18 protein-coding genes and 1 tRNA gene are annotated in these 16,780 nt (G+C 72.1%); 9 read left to right on the top strand and 10 right to left on the bottom strand.

Annotated features, from left to right (window positions below; genetic code table 11):
• Positions 1-3 precede the first annotated feature (3 nt).
• Genes ABZ470_RS33220 through ABZ470_RS33230 form a run of 3 tightly spaced genes read left to right on the top strand, consistent with a single transcriptional unit; the run spans position 4 to position 3,415 of the window.
• The gene (locus ABZ470_RS33220; RefSeq protein ID WP_362771656.1) at positions 4-1,152 is read left to right on the top strand and encodes an isochorismate synthase; all 1,149 of its coding nucleotides are present in this window, start codon (positions 4-6) and stop codon (positions 1,150-1,152) included.
• Positions 1,153-1,163: 11 nt separating this feature from the next.
• Positions 1,164-2,735 carry a (2,3-dihydroxybenzoyl)adenylate synthase gene (locus tag ABZ470_RS33225; RefSeq protein WP_362916391.1) on the top strand — a complete coding sequence of 524 codons (1,572 nt, stop codon included), beginning with the start codon at positions 1,164-1,166 and terminating at the stop codon, positions 2,733-2,735.
• Positions 2,736-2,755: 20 nt separating this feature from the next.
• Entirely contained in the window at positions 2,756-3,415 is a 660-nt protein-coding gene (locus ABZ470_RS33230) for an isochorismatase family protein (RefSeq protein WP_362916393.1), read from the top strand.
• A gap of 78 nt (positions 3,416-3,493) precedes the next feature.
• Here the strand turns inward: ABZ470_RS33230 and ABZ470_RS33235 are convergent, their stop codons facing one another.
• From ABZ470_RS33235 to ABZ470_RS33250, 4 genes are all read right to left on the bottom strand, one after another.
• The gene (locus tag ABZ470_RS33235) at positions 3,494-4,297 is read right to left on the bottom strand and encodes a DUF1028 domain-containing protein (protein WP_352009143.1); all 804 of its coding nucleotides are present in this window, start codon (positions 4,295-4,297) and stop codon (positions 3,494-3,496) included.
• Between the two features lie 100 nt (positions 4,298-4,397).
• A complete protein-coding gene (locus ABZ470_RS33240) occupies positions 4,398-5,051 on the bottom strand; it encodes a class I SAM-dependent methyltransferase (RefSeq protein ID WP_352009142.1) in 654 nt (217 codons plus the stop codon).
• 461 nt (positions 5,052-5,512) lie between these two features.
• Positions 5,513-6,064 carry a hypothetical protein gene (locus tag ABZ470_RS33245; RefSeq protein ID WP_352009141.1) on the bottom strand — a complete coding sequence of 184 codons (552 nt, stop codon included), beginning with the start codon at positions 6,062-6,064 and terminating at the stop codon, positions 5,513-5,515.
• A 76-nt stretch (positions 6,065-6,140) separates the two neighbouring features.
• Positions 6,141-6,893 carry a lysophospholipid acyltransferase family protein gene (locus ABZ470_RS33250; protein ID WP_362771649.1) on the bottom strand — a complete coding sequence of 251 codons (753 nt, stop codon included), beginning with the start codon at positions 6,891-6,893 and terminating at the stop codon, positions 6,141-6,143.
• A 106-nt stretch (positions 6,894-6,999) separates the two neighbouring features.
• Here ABZ470_RS33250 and dhaK point away from each other — a divergent pair, with 106 nt between their 5' ends.
• From dhaK to ABZ470_RS33265, 3 genes are read left to right on the top strand one after another with little or no spacing between them, the layout of a single operon-like run.
• Complete coding sequence (gene dhaK / locus ABZ470_RS33255; RefSeq protein WP_362916395.1) at positions 7,000-7,992, top strand: dihydroxyacetone kinase subunit DhaK; 993 nt, start codon at positions 7,000-7,002, stop codon at positions 7,990-7,992.
• The gene (gene dhaL / locus ABZ470_RS33260) at positions 7,992-8,657 is read left to right on the top strand and encodes a dihydroxyacetone kinase subunit DhaL (RefSeq protein ID WP_362916397.1); all 666 of its coding nucleotides are present in this window, start codon (positions 7,992-7,994) and stop codon (positions 8,655-8,657) included. The genes dhaK and dhaL overlap by 1 nt, the downstream gene beginning before the upstream one ends.
• 7 nt (positions 8,658-8,664) lie before the next feature.
• Complete coding sequence (locus tag ABZ470_RS33265; RefSeq protein ID WP_362916399.1) at positions 8,665-9,036, top strand: phosphoenolpyruvate--protein phosphotransferase; 372 nt, start codon at positions 8,665-8,667, stop codon at positions 9,034-9,036.
• A gap of 107 nt (positions 9,037-9,143) precedes the next feature.
• Here the strand turns inward: ABZ470_RS33265 and ABZ470_RS33270 are convergent, their stop codons facing one another.
• The 4 genes from ABZ470_RS33270 to ABZ470_RS33285 all read right to left on the bottom strand — a co-directional run bounded on the left by ABZ470_RS33270 (position 9,144) and on the right by ABZ470_RS33285 (position 11,541).
• The gene (locus tag ABZ470_RS33270; RefSeq protein ID WP_362771644.1) at positions 9,144-9,635 is read right to left on the bottom strand and encodes a hypothetical protein; all 492 of its coding nucleotides are present in this window, start codon (positions 9,633-9,635) and stop codon (positions 9,144-9,146) included.
• Between the two features lie 126 nt (positions 9,636-9,761).
• Positions 9,762-10,712, bottom strand: a complete 951-nt coding sequence (gene mltG, locus ABZ470_RS33275; RefSeq protein WP_362916401.1) for an endolytic transglycosylase MltG — start codon at positions 10,710-10,712, stop codon at positions 9,762-9,764.
• A complete protein-coding gene (locus tag ABZ470_RS33280; RefSeq protein ID WP_352009134.1) occupies positions 10,709-11,221 on the bottom strand; it encodes a SigE family RNA polymerase sigma factor in 513 nt (170 codons plus the stop codon). Before ABZ470_RS33280 ends, mltG begins: the two co-directional genes overlap by 4 nt.
• Positions 11,222-11,298: 77 nt before the next feature.
• Complete coding sequence (locus ABZ470_RS33285; protein WP_362916403.1) at positions 11,299-11,541, bottom strand: hypothetical protein; 243 nt, start codon at positions 11,539-11,541, stop codon at positions 11,299-11,301.
• Between the two features lie 96 nt (positions 11,542-11,637).
• Between ABZ470_RS33285 and ABZ470_RS33290 the strand changes: the two genes are divergently transcribed.
• Positions 11,638-12,210, top strand: coding sequence for a TetR family transcriptional regulator (locus tag ABZ470_RS33290; RefSeq protein ID WP_362916405.1), 573 nt, complete (start codon positions 11,638-11,640; stop codon positions 12,208-12,210).
• A 440-nt stretch (positions 12,211-12,650) separates the two neighbouring features.
• Here the strand turns inward: ABZ470_RS33290 and ABZ470_RS33295 are convergent.
• Positions 12,651-12,727 (bottom strand) — tRNA-Pro (locus ABZ470_RS33295).
• Positions 12,728-12,834: 107 nt separating this feature from the next.
• On the opposite strand from ABZ470_RS33295, the gene ABZ470_RS33300 reads away from it, so the two are divergent.
• Together ABZ470_RS33300 and ABZ470_RS33305 are read left to right on the top strand one after the other, a co-directional pair.
• Positions 12,835-13,311, top strand: a complete 477-nt coding sequence (locus tag ABZ470_RS33300) for an Rrf2 family transcriptional regulator (RefSeq protein WP_362771639.1) — start codon at positions 12,835-12,837, stop codon at positions 13,309-13,311.
• A gap of 73 nt (positions 13,312-13,384) precedes the next feature.
• Positions 13,385-14,572, top strand: coding sequence for an MFS transporter (locus tag ABZ470_RS33305; RefSeq protein WP_362916407.1), 1,188 nt, complete (start codon positions 13,385-13,387; stop codon positions 14,570-14,572).
• Positions 14,573-14,717: 145 nt separating this feature from the next.
• Here ABZ470_RS33305 and ABZ470_RS33310 read toward each other — a convergent pair whose 3' ends face one another.
• On the bottom strand, positions 14,718-16,640 hold the full coding sequence (locus ABZ470_RS33310; RefSeq protein WP_362916409.1) for an AfsR/SARP family transcriptional regulator: 1,923 nt from the start codon (positions 16,638-16,640) through the stop codon (positions 14,718-14,720).
• Positions 16,641-16,780 lie beyond the last annotated feature (140 nt).

Consider the following 16,780-nt stretch of genomic DNA (forward strand, 5'->3'; position numbering starts at 1 on the left):
GTTTTGAGCATCGCATACGAGGCGGTCACCGCCTCCGAGCTGCTGCACGGGTACCGTCCCGGGCTCTCCTCCCTCTTCTCCTCCCCCCAGCACACGCTGCTGGGCCAGGGGTGCGCCGACGTGGTGCCCCCCGCGGCGACGCTGCGCGAGCTGGCGGGCCGCGTGCGGGAGCGGGCGGGTCTCGTCATGGGCGCCATCCCGTTCGACGAGCCGGGTGCGGCGCACCTCGTCGCGCCGGAGCGGGCCCGGTGGGCCGACCCCTTCGTCCCCTGCGACCCGCCGGAGGCCGAACCGGGGCAGCCGTGGCGGATCGTCGCGGTCCCCAGCCCGGCCGACCACCGCAAGGGGGTACGGCGCGCCCTGGACCTGCTGGAACGGGGCGCCCTGGACAAGATCGTCCTGGCCCGGTCCCTGGAGCTGACCCGCCCCGAACCGGTGGACGTCGTGACGATGGTGCGCCGCCTGGCGGGCCGCGACCCGCACGGCCACATCTTCGCGGTGCCGCTGCCCGGTGACAGGACCCTGGTCGGCGCGAGTCCCGAGCTGCTGGTCTCCCGTACCGGACCGGCCGTGGTGGCCAACCCCCTGGCGGGGTCGGCGCCGCGCAGCGCCGACCCGCAGGAGGACCGCCGCCGCGCGGCGGCCCTGCTCTGCTCCGCCAAGGACCAGCGGGAGCACGCCGTCGTCGTCGAGGCGGTCGCCGACGCGCTCGCCCCGCACTGCCGCGCGCTCAGCGTGCCCGCCGAGCCCTCACTCGTCTGCACGGCCACCATGTGGCACCTGTCGACCAGGGTCACCGGCCGCCTGAACGACCCGGCGACGACCTCACTCGACCTGGCCGTCGCGCTGCATCCGACCCCGGCCGTCTGCGGCACGCCCACCGGGGCGGCCCGCGCCGCCATCGCCGACATCGAGCCGTTCGACCGCGGCTTCTACACCGGCATGGTCGGCTGGTGCGACGCCTCGGGCGACGGCGAGTGGGCCGTCACCATCCGCTGCGCCGAGGTGTCGCGGACCGGGGTCCGCCTGTTCGCGGGCGGCGGCATCGTCGCGGGCTCGGTCCCCGAGGCCGAACTCGACGAGACCTCCGCGAAGTTCCGCACCCTCCTGCACGCCCTCGGTCTCGGCGCGCAGGCCTCAACCCACGATTGACGGGAACCACGATGAGCGTTGTGCCGTACCCGCCGGAGTTCGCCGAGCGGTACCGCGCCGCCGGATACTGGCGCGGCGAGACATTCGGCGGTCTGCTCCGCGAACGGGCCGCGGCGCACGGCGACCGCGTCGCCCTGGTCGGCGGCGGCGAGCGGGTGACCTACCGCGAGCTGGACGAACGCGCCGACGGGCTGGCGACCGGCATGCTCGGGCTCGGGATCGGCCCCGGTGACCGGGTCGTCGTCCAGCTCCCCAACCGGATCTCCTTCTACGAGGTCTGCTTCGCGCTGTTCCGGATCGGGGCGCTGCCGGTGTTCGCGCTCCCGGCCCACCGGTCCTCGGAGATCTCCTACTTCTGCGAGTTCACCGAGGCCGCGGCGTACGTCATCCCCGACGTCCACGACGGCTTCGACCACCGGCGGCTCGCCGAGGGGCTGAAGGTGCCGCACGTGATCGTGGACGGTGACCCCGGTGGGCACGTCGCCCTGGACTCCCTGCGCGCGGACGGCGCGGGCCCCACGGACATCCCCGGCCCGGTCCCCTCCGACGTGGCCTTCCTGCAGCTGTCCGGCGGCAGCACCGGGCTGCCCAAGCTCATTCCCCGCACCCACGACGACTACATCTACAGCTTCCGCGCCAGCGCCGAGATCTGCGGGCTCGACGAGGCGAGCGTCTACCTGTGCGCGCTGCCCGCCGGGCACAACTTCCCGATGAGCTCCCCCGGCGTCTTCGGCACCCTGTACGCCGGGGGGCGCGCGGTGCTGGCCCCCCACCCTGGGCCGGACACCTGCTTCCCGCTGATCGAGGCGGAGGGTGTGACGATCACCGGGCTGGTGCCGCCGCTGGCGCTGCTGTGGGTCGAGGCCGCCCGACGCGCCGAGCACGACCTGTCGAGCCTGCGCGTGCTGCAGGTCGGCGGGGCGAAGCTGAGCGAGGAGGCGGCGCGCAGGGTGAGCCCCGCCCTCGGCTGCGCCCTGCAGCAGGTCTTCGGGATGGCCGAGGGACTGGTCAACTACACCCGCTTCGACGACCCCGAGGAGATCGTCGTCACCACGCAGGGCAGGCCGATCTCACCCGACGACGAGATCCTGATCGTTGACGACTCCGGCTCCCCGGTCGCCCCCGGGGAGACCGGTCACCTGCTCACCCGCGGGCCGTACACGATCCGCGGCTACTACCGCGCCGAGGAGCACAACGCGACCGCCTTCACCCCCGACGGCTTCTACCGGACCGGCGACATCGTACGGCGGACGCCGACCGGCCACCTCGTCGTCGAGGGACGGGCGAAGGACCAGATCAACCGGGGCGGCGAGAAGATCGCGGCCGAGGAGGTCGAGAACCACCTGCTCGCCCACCCGGCCGTGCACGACGTGTCGGTCGTGGCGATCCCCGACGCCTATCTCGGCGAACGGTCCTGCGCCCACGTCGTGACCCGATCCCCCGTCGGCGTGCCCGAGCTGAAGGCCTTCCTGCGGGAGCGGGGTCTCGCCGACTACAAGATCCCCGATCGGATCGAGTTCACCGAGACGCTGCCGACGACCGCCGTCGGCAAGGTCAGCAAGGTCAGGCTCAGAACCCGTTGACGACCGAAGAAAGGAACGACGTGGCCATTCCCGCCATCGCCCCCTATCCCATGCCGGGAGAGGAGGGGCTGCCCGAGAACCGGGTGGAGTGGACGCCGGACCCACGGCGTGCGCTGCTGCTTGTGCACGACATGCAGAACTACTTCGTCAGCGCGTTCACCCAGGGGGCGTCGCCGATGTCCGACCTGGTGGCGAACGTCTCCGCGCTCCGCGAGACCGCCGGGCGGCTCGGTGTCCCCGTCGTCTACTCGGCCCAGCCCGGCGGGCAGACCCGCACGCAGCGCGGCCTGCTGCAGGACTTCTGGGGGGCGGGGATCGGCCCCGAGCCCGGCGCCCAGGAGATCATCCCGGCCCTGGCCCCGGGTCCCGGCGACGTCCACCTCGTGAAGTGGCGCTACAGCGCCTTCCACCGCACCCGCCTGCGCGAGCTGATGACGGAGACCGGCAGGGACCAGCTGGTCGTCACCGGGATCTACGCCCACATCGGCTGCCTGATGACCGCCTGCGACGCGTTCATGAGTGACACGCAGGTCTTCTTCGTCGCCGACGCCGTCGCCGACTTCTCCGCCGAGCACCACGCGATGGCCCTGACCTACGCCGCCGAGCGGTGCGCGATGGTCCTGACCACCCGGCGTCTGAACGAGCGGCTCACCACCGCGGCCACCGTGGTGGCCCGCTGATCCCGTACGGCGTCGTCACCAGGGTGTCCCGGCGTGGGGACGCCCTGGTGACCCCGTCCTCGCAGGGGCCCGGCCGCCTCAGGCGTCTCCCCTGAGGCGGGCCAGGACGATCGGGTCGATCCTGCCCTCGACCAGCCTGCCCTCCAGGTTCTCGACCCCGGCCCACTGGTCGAGTGTGTCGTGTCCCAGCTCCTTCAGGCGGGCCTCGATCTCCTCGGCCAGCTCTCCCCGGATCTCCAGCAGGCTCTCCGGGTCGGGCCTGCCGAACAGCAGCTCGTGGACGTCCAGCAGCCTGCGCAGTTCGGTCACCGGGTCGGGGTGGTCGTCGACGCGCAGGTCGCAGGCGACGTCGCCCGAGCCCGCGTAGCCCGCGCCCGCCTCGACCACGTAGACCGCCGCGCTCTGCCTGCCCCTGCTGTCGCCGCCGGCGGCGTCGCCCGCGGCCAGCGCGGCCACCAGCCGTTCGGCGAGGGGCAGTTCCGCGGCGGCCAGCCAGGCCGCCTCCATCTCCCGGACCACCTCGGGGCCGGTGAGGATGTTGCCCTGGATGGCGTAGCCGTCACCGCTGACCCCGCCCGCCCAGGCGGGGCACTCCTGCCCGGTGAAGGTGGCGCCCGCGCCGTCGGCTCCGACCACGCCGAGCTGACGCTGGTCCCGCCCGGGGTCGGAGGCGATCAGCCCGGCCACCGCGTCCTCGGCCCGCGTCCCGGTACGCAGCAGCGCCAGTCCCTGCGGCCGGAAGGCGACGTTGGCCCACGCCTGGGTCGCCAGCGCTCCGGCGCCCGCCTCCGCGGCGGGCACGATCGCCCCGGCCGCCAGGAACTTGCTCGCCACGGCGACCCCGTAGGCGTCACCGGCCCTTGCCACGATCGAAAACGTCACGCGCCGACCGTACCCGGACAAAACGGCGAGGTCCATATCACCCCTGCACGGCCCCGTCTCCACAGGAGGTCCGTCGTCCTGGCACGGTCCATCCGCGAACTCAACGCTTGATCGCGATCAGGGCCTTCACCAGACCGGCCATCCACTCGTAGTGGAGCTCCGAGTCCGGGAAGTAGTGCCGCATCTCGGTCTTGCTGAGCAGTTCGATCTCGGCCACCGAGCGCACCGCGCTCGCCCGGTCCGCCGGGCGGGTGTGCACCAGGGGCCAGCGCCGCACGGTCGCCGCCCGCACCGCCATCGGCATGAACTGCAACCCGGGGAAGACGTAGTGCGGCTCGACGGGGAAGTAGCGGTAGGGCGTCTGCACCCAGTGCCGGTCGGCCAGGTCGTAGACGGCCTCGGCGAAGCTCTCCCGCCTGGCGTGGCCGCCGACGTGCTCGATGACCGCGTTCGAGAAGACCAGGTCGTAGCGGCCGTGGGTGGCGGCGCGCAGATCACAGGCGTCGCCGTTCTCCACGGTCACCCACGGGGGCAGCTCGGCGGGCGGGGTGGAGAGGTTGACGATGTGCACACGTGCGGGCTTGACCGGCGAGCGGAGCCAGGCGCTGGCCGTACCGCCCAGGTCGATGACCGTCATGTCGCCCACGTCGGGGAAGACCCGCGCCAGCCACTGCCAGCGGCGCGCGCGGGCCTTGGCACCCAGGGAGTCAGGAGCGTCCACGAACCTGCTACGCAGGGCGGTCAAACGGCTCATCGGGCATCCATTCTCGGAGTCGAGCAATACACCGGACAGCAGGGTCAGATTTCCTGAACGTTCGCGATGCCTCGCCGTCGTCAGCCGACGGCCCCCGATTCCCCGTTCGCGAGACAGCAGGGAGATACCCCTTGATTCTCATGAACTTCAGGAAGTTTTCCATAGCGGGGATATCCGTCGTTAGTGCATCGTTATAGTGCGCGATCAGGTGACACACGCGACTCATGAGGCATATAGCGAAATATCACATTTGACCGGATTTACCTGCTGGACATCTCGCCCAAAAATACCAATCGCCCCCTCCTTGCCATCCCGAACAGAAACTTCCTTCCAGGCGCCACCCCCTCTCTCAATTCGCAAAATTTACGACTATTCGGCCGGTTCTTAATGAGAAACCAGGAACGGTCCAAAAACCATGACCAATGCCATACGGATCACGCCCCTCGTAATACCTCTAAGCATCACGAATAGGCAGCGACCACGCCGACGACGAGACCGGCCAGAGAGACGGCCGTGAGCAGGCATCCGACGGCCACGGCCGGGCGCCGGCCACGCCGTACCCGCAGGACGTACAGCAGCGCGTACGGCAGGAAGCCCAGCACCCCGACACCGAGGAAGGGCAGGGTGAGGGCGGCCAGCACACCCGAGGTGCCGGCCGGGACCGCGCGGTCGCCCTCCGGGGTGAGCCGGGCGCGCCTGACGTCGCCGACCGTCGAGTCGGGCGAGGCGGCGACCTGCACCGTCTCACCGGTGCGGTCCAGGACGAAGCTGCCCCGGCAGTCGTAACGTCCCTGCCCCAGAGGCGCGCACGAGACGACCGTCAGGGTTCCCGGGGAGCCGGTCCTCCCCGTGGCGAGCTTGAGATCCTCGACCGCGAAGACGAAGGGCGCCAGGCCGAGCGCCGCCCAGAGGATCATCAGCACGGCCATCCCCACCGGCCCGGGAGTACGCCCCGGCCCCGGCGACGGGGCGGGCTGGAAGGCTTCGGCGAGGTTGTCGAACACGTCATTCATGGGATCAGCGTGGACCACACCGCTTGTGGCCCACCTGACACCGGCTTGCGGACCTTCCGGGCTCGCGGGGCGGGCCTCAGGACAGGTCGTCGCCCTGTCTCGCCTGCGCCTCCGCGGCGTCCAGCTTGGCGGCCTCCTCCGGAGTCGGGGCGCCGCCACCGAGGTGGCTGGGCTGCCACCACGCGCCCGGCGGGATCTCCGGATAGGTCCGCTGCGCCCGGTCGAGCAGCTCGGCCATCCTCCTGCGCAACTCGGCGGTGACCGCGTCGTAGTCGTCACCGCGCTTGGGCTCCAGCGGTTCGCCGACCAGGACCGTGATCGGCACGTGCCGCTGCAGCAGCCTCCTGGGCCGCCCCTTGGTCCACAGCCGCTGGGTGCCCCACAGGGCCATCGGGATCAGCGGCACCTTCGCGCCGACGGCCATCCTGACCGCGCCGTTCTTGATCTCCTTGACCGTGAAGGACCGGCTGATCGTGGCCTCGGCGAACACCCCGACGACCTCACCCGACTTGAGCGCCTTCAGCGACGCGCCGAACGCGGCGGCACCCGCGGCCCTGTCCACCGGGATGTGGTGCATGCCGCGCATCAGCGGACCCGAGATCCGGTGGTCGAAGACATCCTTCTTCGCCATGAAGCGGACCAGACGCTCGGCGGGCAGGGCCGCCAGGCCCGCGAAGATGAAGTCCAGATAGCTGATGTGGTTGCTGGCGAGCACCGCGCCGCCGGTCCGCGGAATCCGCTCCGCGCCCTCGACATGGATCTTGAGGTCCAGCGCGCGGAACAGGGTCTTCGCCAGCGCGATGACCGGGGGGTACACGATCTCAGCCATGGCTGAACCGTACCTCAGTCCTCCCCCTCCCCCGGTACCCCCGCCCCGCCGAGAGTTCCGCCCCGCCGTGCTTGCCACGACACGGGAGCGGGAAGAGCTAAGGAATGTGAAGAAGCTCATCAACAGCGCCGAAACGGTCGTCACGGACGCGCTGCGCGGGCTGACGGCCGCCCACCCCGACCTGAGGGTCGACCCCGGCGGCCGGATCGTCTCCCGTGCCTGCGGTCCCACCCCGGGCAAGGTCGGGCTGGTCTCCGGCGGCGGCTCCGGCCACGAGCCGCTGCACGCGGGCTTCGTCGGGTACGGCATGCTCGACGCGGCCTGTCCCGGCGAGATCTTCACCTCCCCGGTGCCCGACCAGATGGTCACCGCGACCGCCGCCGCGAACGGCGGCGCGGGCGTGCTCCACGTCGTGAAGAACTACACCGGCGACGTCCTGAACTTCGAACTGGCCGCCGACCTGTGCGCCGAGGAGGGCGTCGAGATCGCCCGTGTGCTCGTCGACGACGACGTGGCCGTGCGCGACTCCCCGGACACCGCGGGCCGCAGGGGCACCGGCGCGACCGTCTTCGTGGAGAAGATCGCCGGAGCCGCCGCGGAGGGCGGCGCGCCGCTGGCCGAGGTCGCGCGGGTGGCCCGGGAGGTCAACGCCAGGAGCCGCTCCTTCGGCATCGCGCTGGAGGCCTGCACGACTCCCGTCTCGGGCAGGCCGACCTTCGAACTGGGCGAGACCGAGATCGAGCTGGGTGTCGGCATCCACGGCGAGCCCGGACGGTCACGCGCCGCCATGCGCGACGCCCGGGAACTGGCCGCCGTCGCGCTCGACGCCGTCAATGAGGACATGCCGCTCTCCGGCGACGTCCTGGTCATGGTGAACGGCCTGGGCGGCACGCCGCTCATCGAACTCCACATCGTCTTCGCCGAGATCGCCGAGCGGTTGTCCGGCAGGGGCGCGCGGGTGGCGCGCAGCCTGGTCGGCGACTACGTCACCAGCCTCGACATGCGGGGCTTCTCCGTCACGGCCTGTCTGCTGAGCGAGGACCTCGCCCGCCTGTGGGACGCCCCGGTCCAGACCCCCGCCCTGCGCTGGGGCCGCTGATGGACACCGCCCTCCTCACCCGGTGGATCACCGGGATCGCCGAGACGGTGCGCGCGAACCGGGAACGGCTCACCGAACTGGACGCCGCGATCGGCGACGCCGACCACGGCGTCAATCTCGACCGGGGCTTCGGCGCCGCCGTACAGGCGCTGGCCGAGGAGCCACCGGTCAGCCCCGGCGCCCTGCTCCGTCTGGTGGGCGGCACGCTGATCCGCAGGGTCGGCGGCGCCTCCGGCCCCCTGTACGGCACGGCGTTCCGGGAGGCGGGCAGGCACCTCGGCTCTCTCGGCGACTCTCCCGAGGTGTCCCCCGCCGAACTGGCCCGCGCGCTCAGGGCCGGCCTCGACGGCGTCACGCGGCTGGGGTCGGCGGCGGAGGGCGACAAGACCATGGTGGACGCGCTCGCCCCGGCCGTCAGGGCGCTTGAGTCGGCCACCGCGTCACCCGCCGCCGCCCGAGCCGTCGCCGGAGAGCGGGAGGCGTTCGAGGCGGCGGCCTCGGCCGCCCTCGCGGGAGCGGAGGCCACGATCCCGATGGTGGCCCGTAAGGGCAGGGCCAGCTATCTCGGCCCTCGCAGCGCGGGTCACGAGGACCCCGGCGCCGCCTCCTGCGCGCTCGTGTTCGCCGCCCTGCTCTCGGCCGTGAACGATCCCGGGCAGGGGTAGGGCGCCGATGGTCGGCATCGTCCTCATCTCCCACAGCGGGCCGCTCGCCTCGGAGGTCGCGGCGCTGGCCGCCCAGATCTGCGGCGTCGCCGTACCCCTGGCTCCCGCGGGGGGCGCGTCCGACGGCGGCCTGGGCAACAGCGCCGACCTGGTGGCCGCGGCGATCTCCCGGGTCGACCAGGGGGACGGGGTGATCCTGATCCCCGACCTCGGCGGCTCGGTCCTGACGGCCCGCCTCTTCGAGGCCCCCGGGATCGTGGTCGCCGACGTGCCGTTCGTCGAGGGCGCCGTCGCGGCGGTCGTCTCAGCGAGCACGGGGGCGTCCCTGCGGGCCGTACTGGCCTCGGCGGAGGAGTCCAGGACCTTCCGCAAGCTCTGAGGCCGGGCTCCGGGCGGCGGCCGGCCGAGGCGTCGGGCCCGGCCGTCCGGTGAGGACCCAGGTGGGGGGTCGGGACCTCACCGGACGCGCCTCGCGGGCCCGCCGGACTACTTGACGAGCTTGCCGAGTGCCCCTTCGTACTCCTGGGCGTCCATCGGCATCAGCTCCTTCGAGACCCGCACCACGACCGGGCCCTTCACGTAGCTGTACTCGGCGAGTGTCGGGACCTTCTGCGCGCTCTCCTTCAGGAGGTTGGCGCGCACCTCCGCGTCTCCGGCCGTGGCGAAGACCTCGACGCTGCCGCCGAGGCCCACGTCACCCTGCTTGGCTCCGGGGACCTTGGTGGCGTCGACCCGCTGGTCGGTGAAGGAGGCCTTGGAGGTGTAACCGTTCGGCTTCCCGAGCAACTTGTTCGGGTCGTTGGAGGCGGTGTAGGTCACCGTGAGGGACACGGGCAGTCCCTGTTTGGCCAGCGCCTCGACCATCTGGGTGGCGTTCATGGTGGTGGTCGGAGCGCTCGCGCAACCCGCGAGGGTGAAGATCAGCAACCCGGCGGAAACCGCCGTGCCCGTTCGTCGCTTCTGGGGGGTTTTGAACATACCCCCTTCTTCGTTTGGAGCGCTCTCCTCATTACACGAACGACATCATCGGTTCCATACCGTGTCCTTCCGCGGGAGAGAGCCCCGTCCCGGGGCCGTCCGGGAGAGCGCTCCCCGGCTCGTGACTCACCCGGCCTTCCCGAGGTTCCTGCGGTACTCCTTGGTCAGTTCGAGGAACTCGGCTTCGGAGGCGGCGAACTTCGTGACACCCCTCTTCGGGTCGGTCGTCACGAAGTAGAGCCAGGGCCCGGCGGCCGGCTTCAGGGCGGCCGCGATGGCGTCGGCGCCCGGGTTGCAGATGGGCCCGGGCGGCAGGCCCCGGCGCGCGTAGGTGTTGTACGGCGAGCGGCTCCTGAGATCCTCCTGCGAGGCCTTGGCGCCGTACTTGCCCAGGCCGTACAGGACGGTGCTGTCCAGTTGCAGTCTCAGTCCGGGCGTGTGGTCCAGCCGGTTGTGGACGACCCGCGCGATCTTCGGCATGTCGCGTTTGTCGGCCGACTCGGCCTGGACGATGCTGGCGATGATCAGGATCTCCAGTGGCGTACGGCCGGCGCGCCTGGCGCCGGCCACCAGATCGCCGTCCCCGGCCACGCGGTTGAAGCGCGTCACCATCGCGGCGAGGATCTCGCCGGGGCTCGACGTGGATGGGACCTCGTAGGTTCCGGGGAAGGCGAATCCCTCCAGCGCGCCCCTGGCGTAGGGCGGCAGGCCGAGCGCCCCGCCGTCCTTGGCGGCCCGCCCGAACTCTGCCTGCGGTCTTCCGGTGGCGGCCGACAGCCGCTCCAGGACCTGTGAGAGCCGTAGCCCCTCCCGCACGGTCAGGGTGATCCGTCCCCGCCCGGTCTCCACAGACGCCGTGCCCGGACCCTGCCCGGCGGCGTCCCGGGATGAGGACAGGCCCTGGGACACGAGCGTGGACCCCACCGCCATCGCGGTCACGGCCGCCGCCGCGACCAGGGCGAGTCCGCGCCCGCGGGGGCGCCCCCGCCTGACCTGGACGAACCGGTCCGGTGGGGGCGGCTGCTCCTCGTGGGCCATGTCGGAAAGGGTCTCGCGCAGCAGATCCTCGATGTTCATCCGAACTCCCTCACCGTGCTCAGTTCGGGCGCGGCCGCCCTCAGACGTTCCAGCGACCGGTGGATCTGGCTGCGCACCGACCCCACCCTGACGCCGAGCAGTCGTGCGATCTCGGTCTCGGACAGGTCCTCGAAGTAGCGCAGCACGAGGATGGTCCGCTGCCGGGGGGTCAGCCGGGCGAGGGCCTCGCGCATCACCAGGCGGAGATCCGCCGCCTCGGCGTGCCCGTCGCCGATCCGTTCGGGCAGCCATCCGGTGGGCACCTCCGCGATGCGGGAACGGCGCCGCCACCGGCTCACCTGCTCGTGGTACATGACGCGGCGGACATAACCCTCAATGGCCGCGGTGTCCCGCAGACCCCGCCATTTCGCCGCCGTTTTCGCCAGCGCCGACTGCACCAGGTCCTCAGCGGCGTGCCGGTCGCCGGTCAGCAGGTAGGCGGTGCGGAACAGCGCCCCCGATCGATCGATGACGAACTCCCTGAGGTCCGCCTCAAATCCTGGATCCACCCGTCCTCCTCTCGATGTCACCGGACAAGGACGCGGACGGGGCGCCGATCTATGCCGGTGGGACCGGATCGCCCGGTCTAGGCGTCGTCCGAGGTGGTCAGGCGGCGGCTCCGGCGAAGGTGGGCGTGGACGCGCAGGAGGCTGGGGACGAGGGCGTACACCACGGCGGGGACCACGATCGCGGTGAGCGCCAGGGTGCGCAACGGCAGCGGCAGCGGCGCGAGGACGGGCCCGATCACGACCTGGACCAGCATGATCATCACGTAGACCGACAGCCAGGTGATCACGGCGCGGTGGTGCACGGAGGGGACAGCGGACATGTCGGTGCCTTTCGCTACACATTTCCAACTCGCTGGTTGGATATTGTCACGACAGACTCCAACTGTCCAGTTGGAATTTCGGCTATGCTGGCCACCATGGCGTGGAACACGGAGAGGACGCGGCAGCTCCTGCTGGACGCGGCCGTACAGGAGTTCGCCCAGCACGGCCCCGAGGCCGCCCGGCTGGATCGGGTCGCCGCCGCCGCGGGCGTCAACAAGGAACGCATCTACCAGTACTTCGGCAACAAGGAGCAGCTGTTCGCCGCCGTGCTGACCTCGGCACTGGAACGGCTGGCCGAGGCCGTGCCACTGGACGAGCACCTGGCCGGCGACCTGCCGGAGTACGCCGGGCGCGTCTACGACTACCACCGTGAGCATCCACAGCTCATCCGCCTGCTGCACTGGGAGGGCCTGCACCGCGGCGACGGGCCCATCGCGGCCGAGGAGCGGCGCGGTGCCCACTACGCCGCGAAGCTGGCCACGCTGACCGCCGCCCAGAAGGCGGGCACCCTGAACCCGGACCTCGCGGCCAGGGAACTGCTCTACGCCGTGGTCGCCCTGGCCGGATGGTGGTACGCCACCCCGCAGCTCGCCCGCATGATCATGGCGGAGGGCACGGAGACCGCCCGGGACACCCTCGTCCGCCTGGTCGCCAGGCTGGCCGGCTGAGGCGGACGTCGTCCTCCCGATCTCCGAGTCGTTCGCGGGTCTCGCAGCGCTTGGCGGCCCGCCGTGGATCTGCCCCGTCGGTCTCCTCAGGCGAGAGGCCTGCCACCCACAGCGACGACCAACGGTTCGCCGAAACCCACAGAGAACCGATTCACCGGACATCCCGAATCTCGACGCCGCGCCGAGGGCACCCGGCGCGGCGGGGCGCCCGTGGCGCTCAAGCAGGGGCGGCCCTGGTTCGAAGCCGACGAGGACGGCAGGGATGTGCGTGACCCGCCGCGCGACGAGGAGTCCGTTCTTCGGCACCCCTCTCAGGGAGCCGCGCCCTGCGCGCGCGGGAGTACGGCCTTCTTGTGGGACGCCGGTGCCTCAGTTGGTGCCTCAGAACGCGAAAAAGGTGCCTCTCATGTGAGAGACACCCTCGCTGACCAGCGAAAACCTGGTCGGGACGACAGGATTTGAACCTGCGACCCCTTGACCCCCAGTCAAGTGCGCTACCAAGCTGCGCTACGTCCCGGTTGTCCTTCGGACACCGTGAACCTTAGCGTAGATCAGCAGCGTGTGCACACGAGCGAGCCGGTGGCCGACGTCGACGGAATAACCGGGATGTGTAATATCCCGGTTATGTTGATGGGTGAGGGCGTCGAGTGGGGTCTGCACTGCTGTCTGGCCCTGGCGTGGCTGGGAGATCAGGCGCCGGTGTCGACGGGACGGCTGGCCGAGGTGTTCGAGCTGCCGCCCGAGTACCTGAAGAAGCGTCTCCAGCCACTGGTGCGTGCGGGAATCCTGTCCTCCTCGCCGGGGCCGCGCGGCGGCTACTCGCTGGCGCGGACGCCTGAGGAGATCAGCCTCATGGACGTGGTGGCCGCGATCGAGGGACGGCAGGACGCGTTCCGCTGCACCGAGATCCGGCAGCGCGGCGCCGGAGCCGAGGCCGCGGGCTCCGAGTTCGCCCGTCCGTGCGGGGTCGCGCAGGCGATGCGCAGGGCGGAGCTCGCGTGGCGGCGGGAACTGGCCGCGCAGACCCTGGCGGATCTCATCGCGGTGAGTCCCGCGGCGGCCCCGGCGCGGGTGCGCCGGTTCTGCCAGACCCTTTCCTGACCCCGGTCCTCCGGCACGAGGAGATCCATCGCGCCCGGCCGGTCGGCCGGGCCTCATTGAAAGGTAAATCGGGATGTCAAGTGTCTCGATATCGCGACCGGCCGCCCTCGGCGGCCTGGGCCGGACGTGGGTGCTGGCTCTGGGAACGTTCGCGGTGGGCACGGACGCGTTCGTCCTGGCCGGGTTCCTGCCGGACGTCGCCGCCTCGCTGCGCTCCTCGACGGCGGGCGCGGGGCAGGCGGTGACGGTGTTCGCCGCGGCCTACGCGCTCTCGGCGCCGGTGGTCGCGACCGTGACCGCGCGGCTGCCGCGCCGGGCGCTGCTGGTGGCGGCGCTGGTGCTGCTGGCGGTGGCGAACGCGGGCTCCGCGCTGGCGCCGGATCTGCCGTCGCTGCTGGTCACCCGGGTGCTCGCGGCGGTCGGCGCGGCGGCCTACACCCCGACCGCCGGGGCGGTCTCGGCGGCGTTGGTCCGTCCCGAGCTGCGGGCCAGGGCGCTGGCCGTGGTCGTCGGCGGCCTGACGGTGGCGACCGCGCTGGGCGTGCCGCTCGGCGGCGCGATCGGCGCGGTGATGGGCTGGCGGGCCGCCCTGGGCCTGGTGGCGGCGTTGTGCCTGGTGACCGCGCTGGCCGCGGGCGCGTTGACGCCGCCCCTTCCCGGAGGCGTCCCGGTGCCGCTGCGGACCAGGCTGGCGGCGCTGCGCCGGCCCGGGGTCGCCGTGGTGCTGCCGCTGACGGCCCTGGGCATGGCCGCCGCCTACACCGCCTACGCCTTCGCCGTCCCGGCGCTGGGCGCCCTGGGCGTCACCGGCTCCGGCGCCGTGTGGGCACTGTCCGCCTACGGCCTCGGCGCCGTCGCGGGGAACCTGGCCGCCGGTTTCGCCGCCGACCGGATCGGCCCGGTCAGGACGCTGGCCACCGGCTACACGCTGATGGCCGTGACCATGGCCGCCTTCACGCTGCTGGCCGTGACGGGCGTGCGGGCGCCCGCCGCGGTCGCCCTGCTGGCCGTCACGTGGGGCGCGGCGAGCTGGTGCCAGACCCCGCCGCAGCAGTACCGGCTGATCGAGGCCGCGACGGCTCAGGCGCCGCTGCTGGTGGCGCTGAACTCATCGGCGATCTATCTCGGCATCAGCACGGGCACGGCGGTCGGCGGGCTGACGATGCCGGCCGGGACGGGGACGACGTTCGCCGTCGCGACGGCGCTGGCGCTGGCCGCGCTCGCCTGGCTGTCCGTGACCGCCGGGGTCACCCGTCGGTGAGGAACGCGAGCCGATCCGGATCTGTCGGCTTCGGGCGCCCGCTCCTCGCCTCGGTCCGTGTCCCGCCGCCTCGCCGTCGAACACCCCCGGCCTGGCGCGGCACCCGAACACGAACCGGACAGAGCCCACGAGAGCAAACGCCCGCTCAGAGGACGGCGGTCATGTGCGCCGGTACGGTGGCGGCCTCCGCGAGGCAGGCCTCCTCGCCCGCCTCACGGACGGCGCGCAGGTACCAGGCCAGCAGGGCGTCCAGGGCTCGGGCGCGCTCGGGTTCTGGGTCCTCGGCCCAGGCGCGTTCGAGGGCGTACTCGCGGACCAGGTCGTGGAGGGCGTAGCGGCCCGGTTCGGTCTCCTCGACGAGCCCCGCGGCGGCGAGGCCGTACAGCAGGCGGTCGGCCTCGCCCGGGGGCGTGCCCGCGAGCGCGGCGGCCGCCTCGGCGGTGAAGACGGGCCCCGGGACCATGCCGAGCAGCCGGAACAGACGCCGGGCGGGCGGGTCGAGGTGGCGGTAGGAGCTGTCGAGCGCGCCGCGCGCGATCTCACGCGCCTCCCCGGCGGCGGGCACGGAAAGCCTGGCGCCGGCGAGCCTGCGGGCCCGGCCCGCCGTCTCCCCCACGGGCCCGCCCGCGACGTCGGCCGCGGCGACGCGCAGCGCCAGCGGCAGGTAACCGCAGGCCCTGGCCAGTTCCCCGGCCGCCTCGGGTTCCGCCGACAACCGTTCGCCGCCCGGGAGTTTGCCGAACAGGGTGACCGCCTCGTCCGAGGCGAGCACGCCGAGCGGGACCGGGACCGCGCCGTCCCTGGCGACGAGGCCCGCCAGATGTTCCCTGCTGGTGACCACCGTGGCGCAGCGCCTGCCGCCGGGCAGGAGGGGACGGACCTGCTCCACACTGCCCGCGTTGTCCAGCACGACCAGCACCCTGCGGTCGGCGAGCAGGCTGCGGTAGACCGCGCCCGCCTCCTCCACGGTGCCGGGCACGCGCTCGGCGGGAACGCCCAGCGCGCGCAGGAACCGTCCGAGAACCTCGATCGGGCGCAGCGGCCGTCGCGGTGAGTGACCGTGCAGGTCGACGTAGAGCTGCCCGTCGGGGAAGCGGGAGCGGGTCCGGTGCGCCCAGTGGACGGCCAGGGCGGTCTTGCCGACGCCGCTCGTGCCGGTCACCAGCGAGATCGCCACCGTGTCGTCACCGGTCACGACCGAGTCCAGCAGGGTCAGTTCGGCGGCGCGGCCGGTGAACTGGCCGGGTTCCGCGGGCAGCTGGGCGGGGACCGCGTCCGCCTCGGCGGACGGCAGAAGAACGGTCCCGGTCCCGCGTACGGTGCCGCGCAGGATTGTCTGGTGCAGTTGCCGCAGCTCAGGGCCGGGGTCGAGGCCGAGTTCCTCGACGAGACGGCGCCGGGTGCGTTCGTATCGCTCCAAGGCGTCGGCCCTGCGGCCCGCCCGGCACAGGGCCAGCATGAGCAGGCCGACCAGTCCCTCCCTGAAGGGGTGCTCGGCCACGAGCGCGATCAGTTCGGGGATCAGCACCGTGGCGTGGCCCGCGCGCGCCTCGGCGTTCAGGCACTCCTCGGTGGCGGCCAGCCGTTCCTCGGTGAGGGTCTCGCGCAGCCCGTCGAGCAGCTCACCTCCGGAGACTCCGGTCAGGGGTTCCCCCCGCCACAACGCGATGGCGCGCCGCAGGGCGACGGCCTGCGCCTCGTCGGTGTCGAGAGAGCGTGCCCTGGTGACCGAAATCCGGAACTCGTGGACGTCCACCTGTTCGGCCGCGAGTTCGAGGAGGTAGCCCTGCGGCGCGTAGGCGATCGTGACGCCCATCCCGGCGAGGGCCGGCCGCAGCCGCGAGACGTATCCCTGGACCAGGCCCCTCGCCCCCGCCGGTGCCCGCTCCCCCCATAAACCTCTGATCAGCCGTTCCATCGGGACCGTACGGCCCGCCTCCAGTGCGAGCAGGGCCAGCACCGCTCGCTGCCGAGGCGGGCCGAGGGGGACCTCCCGGCATTCGCAACGCGCCTGGACCGCTCCGAGCAGCCCGATTTTCAGAACGTGCCCCAGGCACCTTTCTGACATTTCGCTCTCCGTCTGTCACATCGTTGTCACAGGCAGCCATGCGAGAAACACGAGATGTAGTCCAGCCGAAATCCAGGCCGCATCAAGTCCACATCCAGCGCTCCTCGACAGCATGAACGCGATCCCCCGAATTCACTGCA

It is taken from the genome of Streptosporangium sp. NPDC020072 (genome assembly GCF_040631445.1).
Classification (GTDB): domain Bacteria; phylum Actinomycetota; class Actinomycetes; order Streptosporangiales; family Streptosporangiaceae; genus Streptosporangium.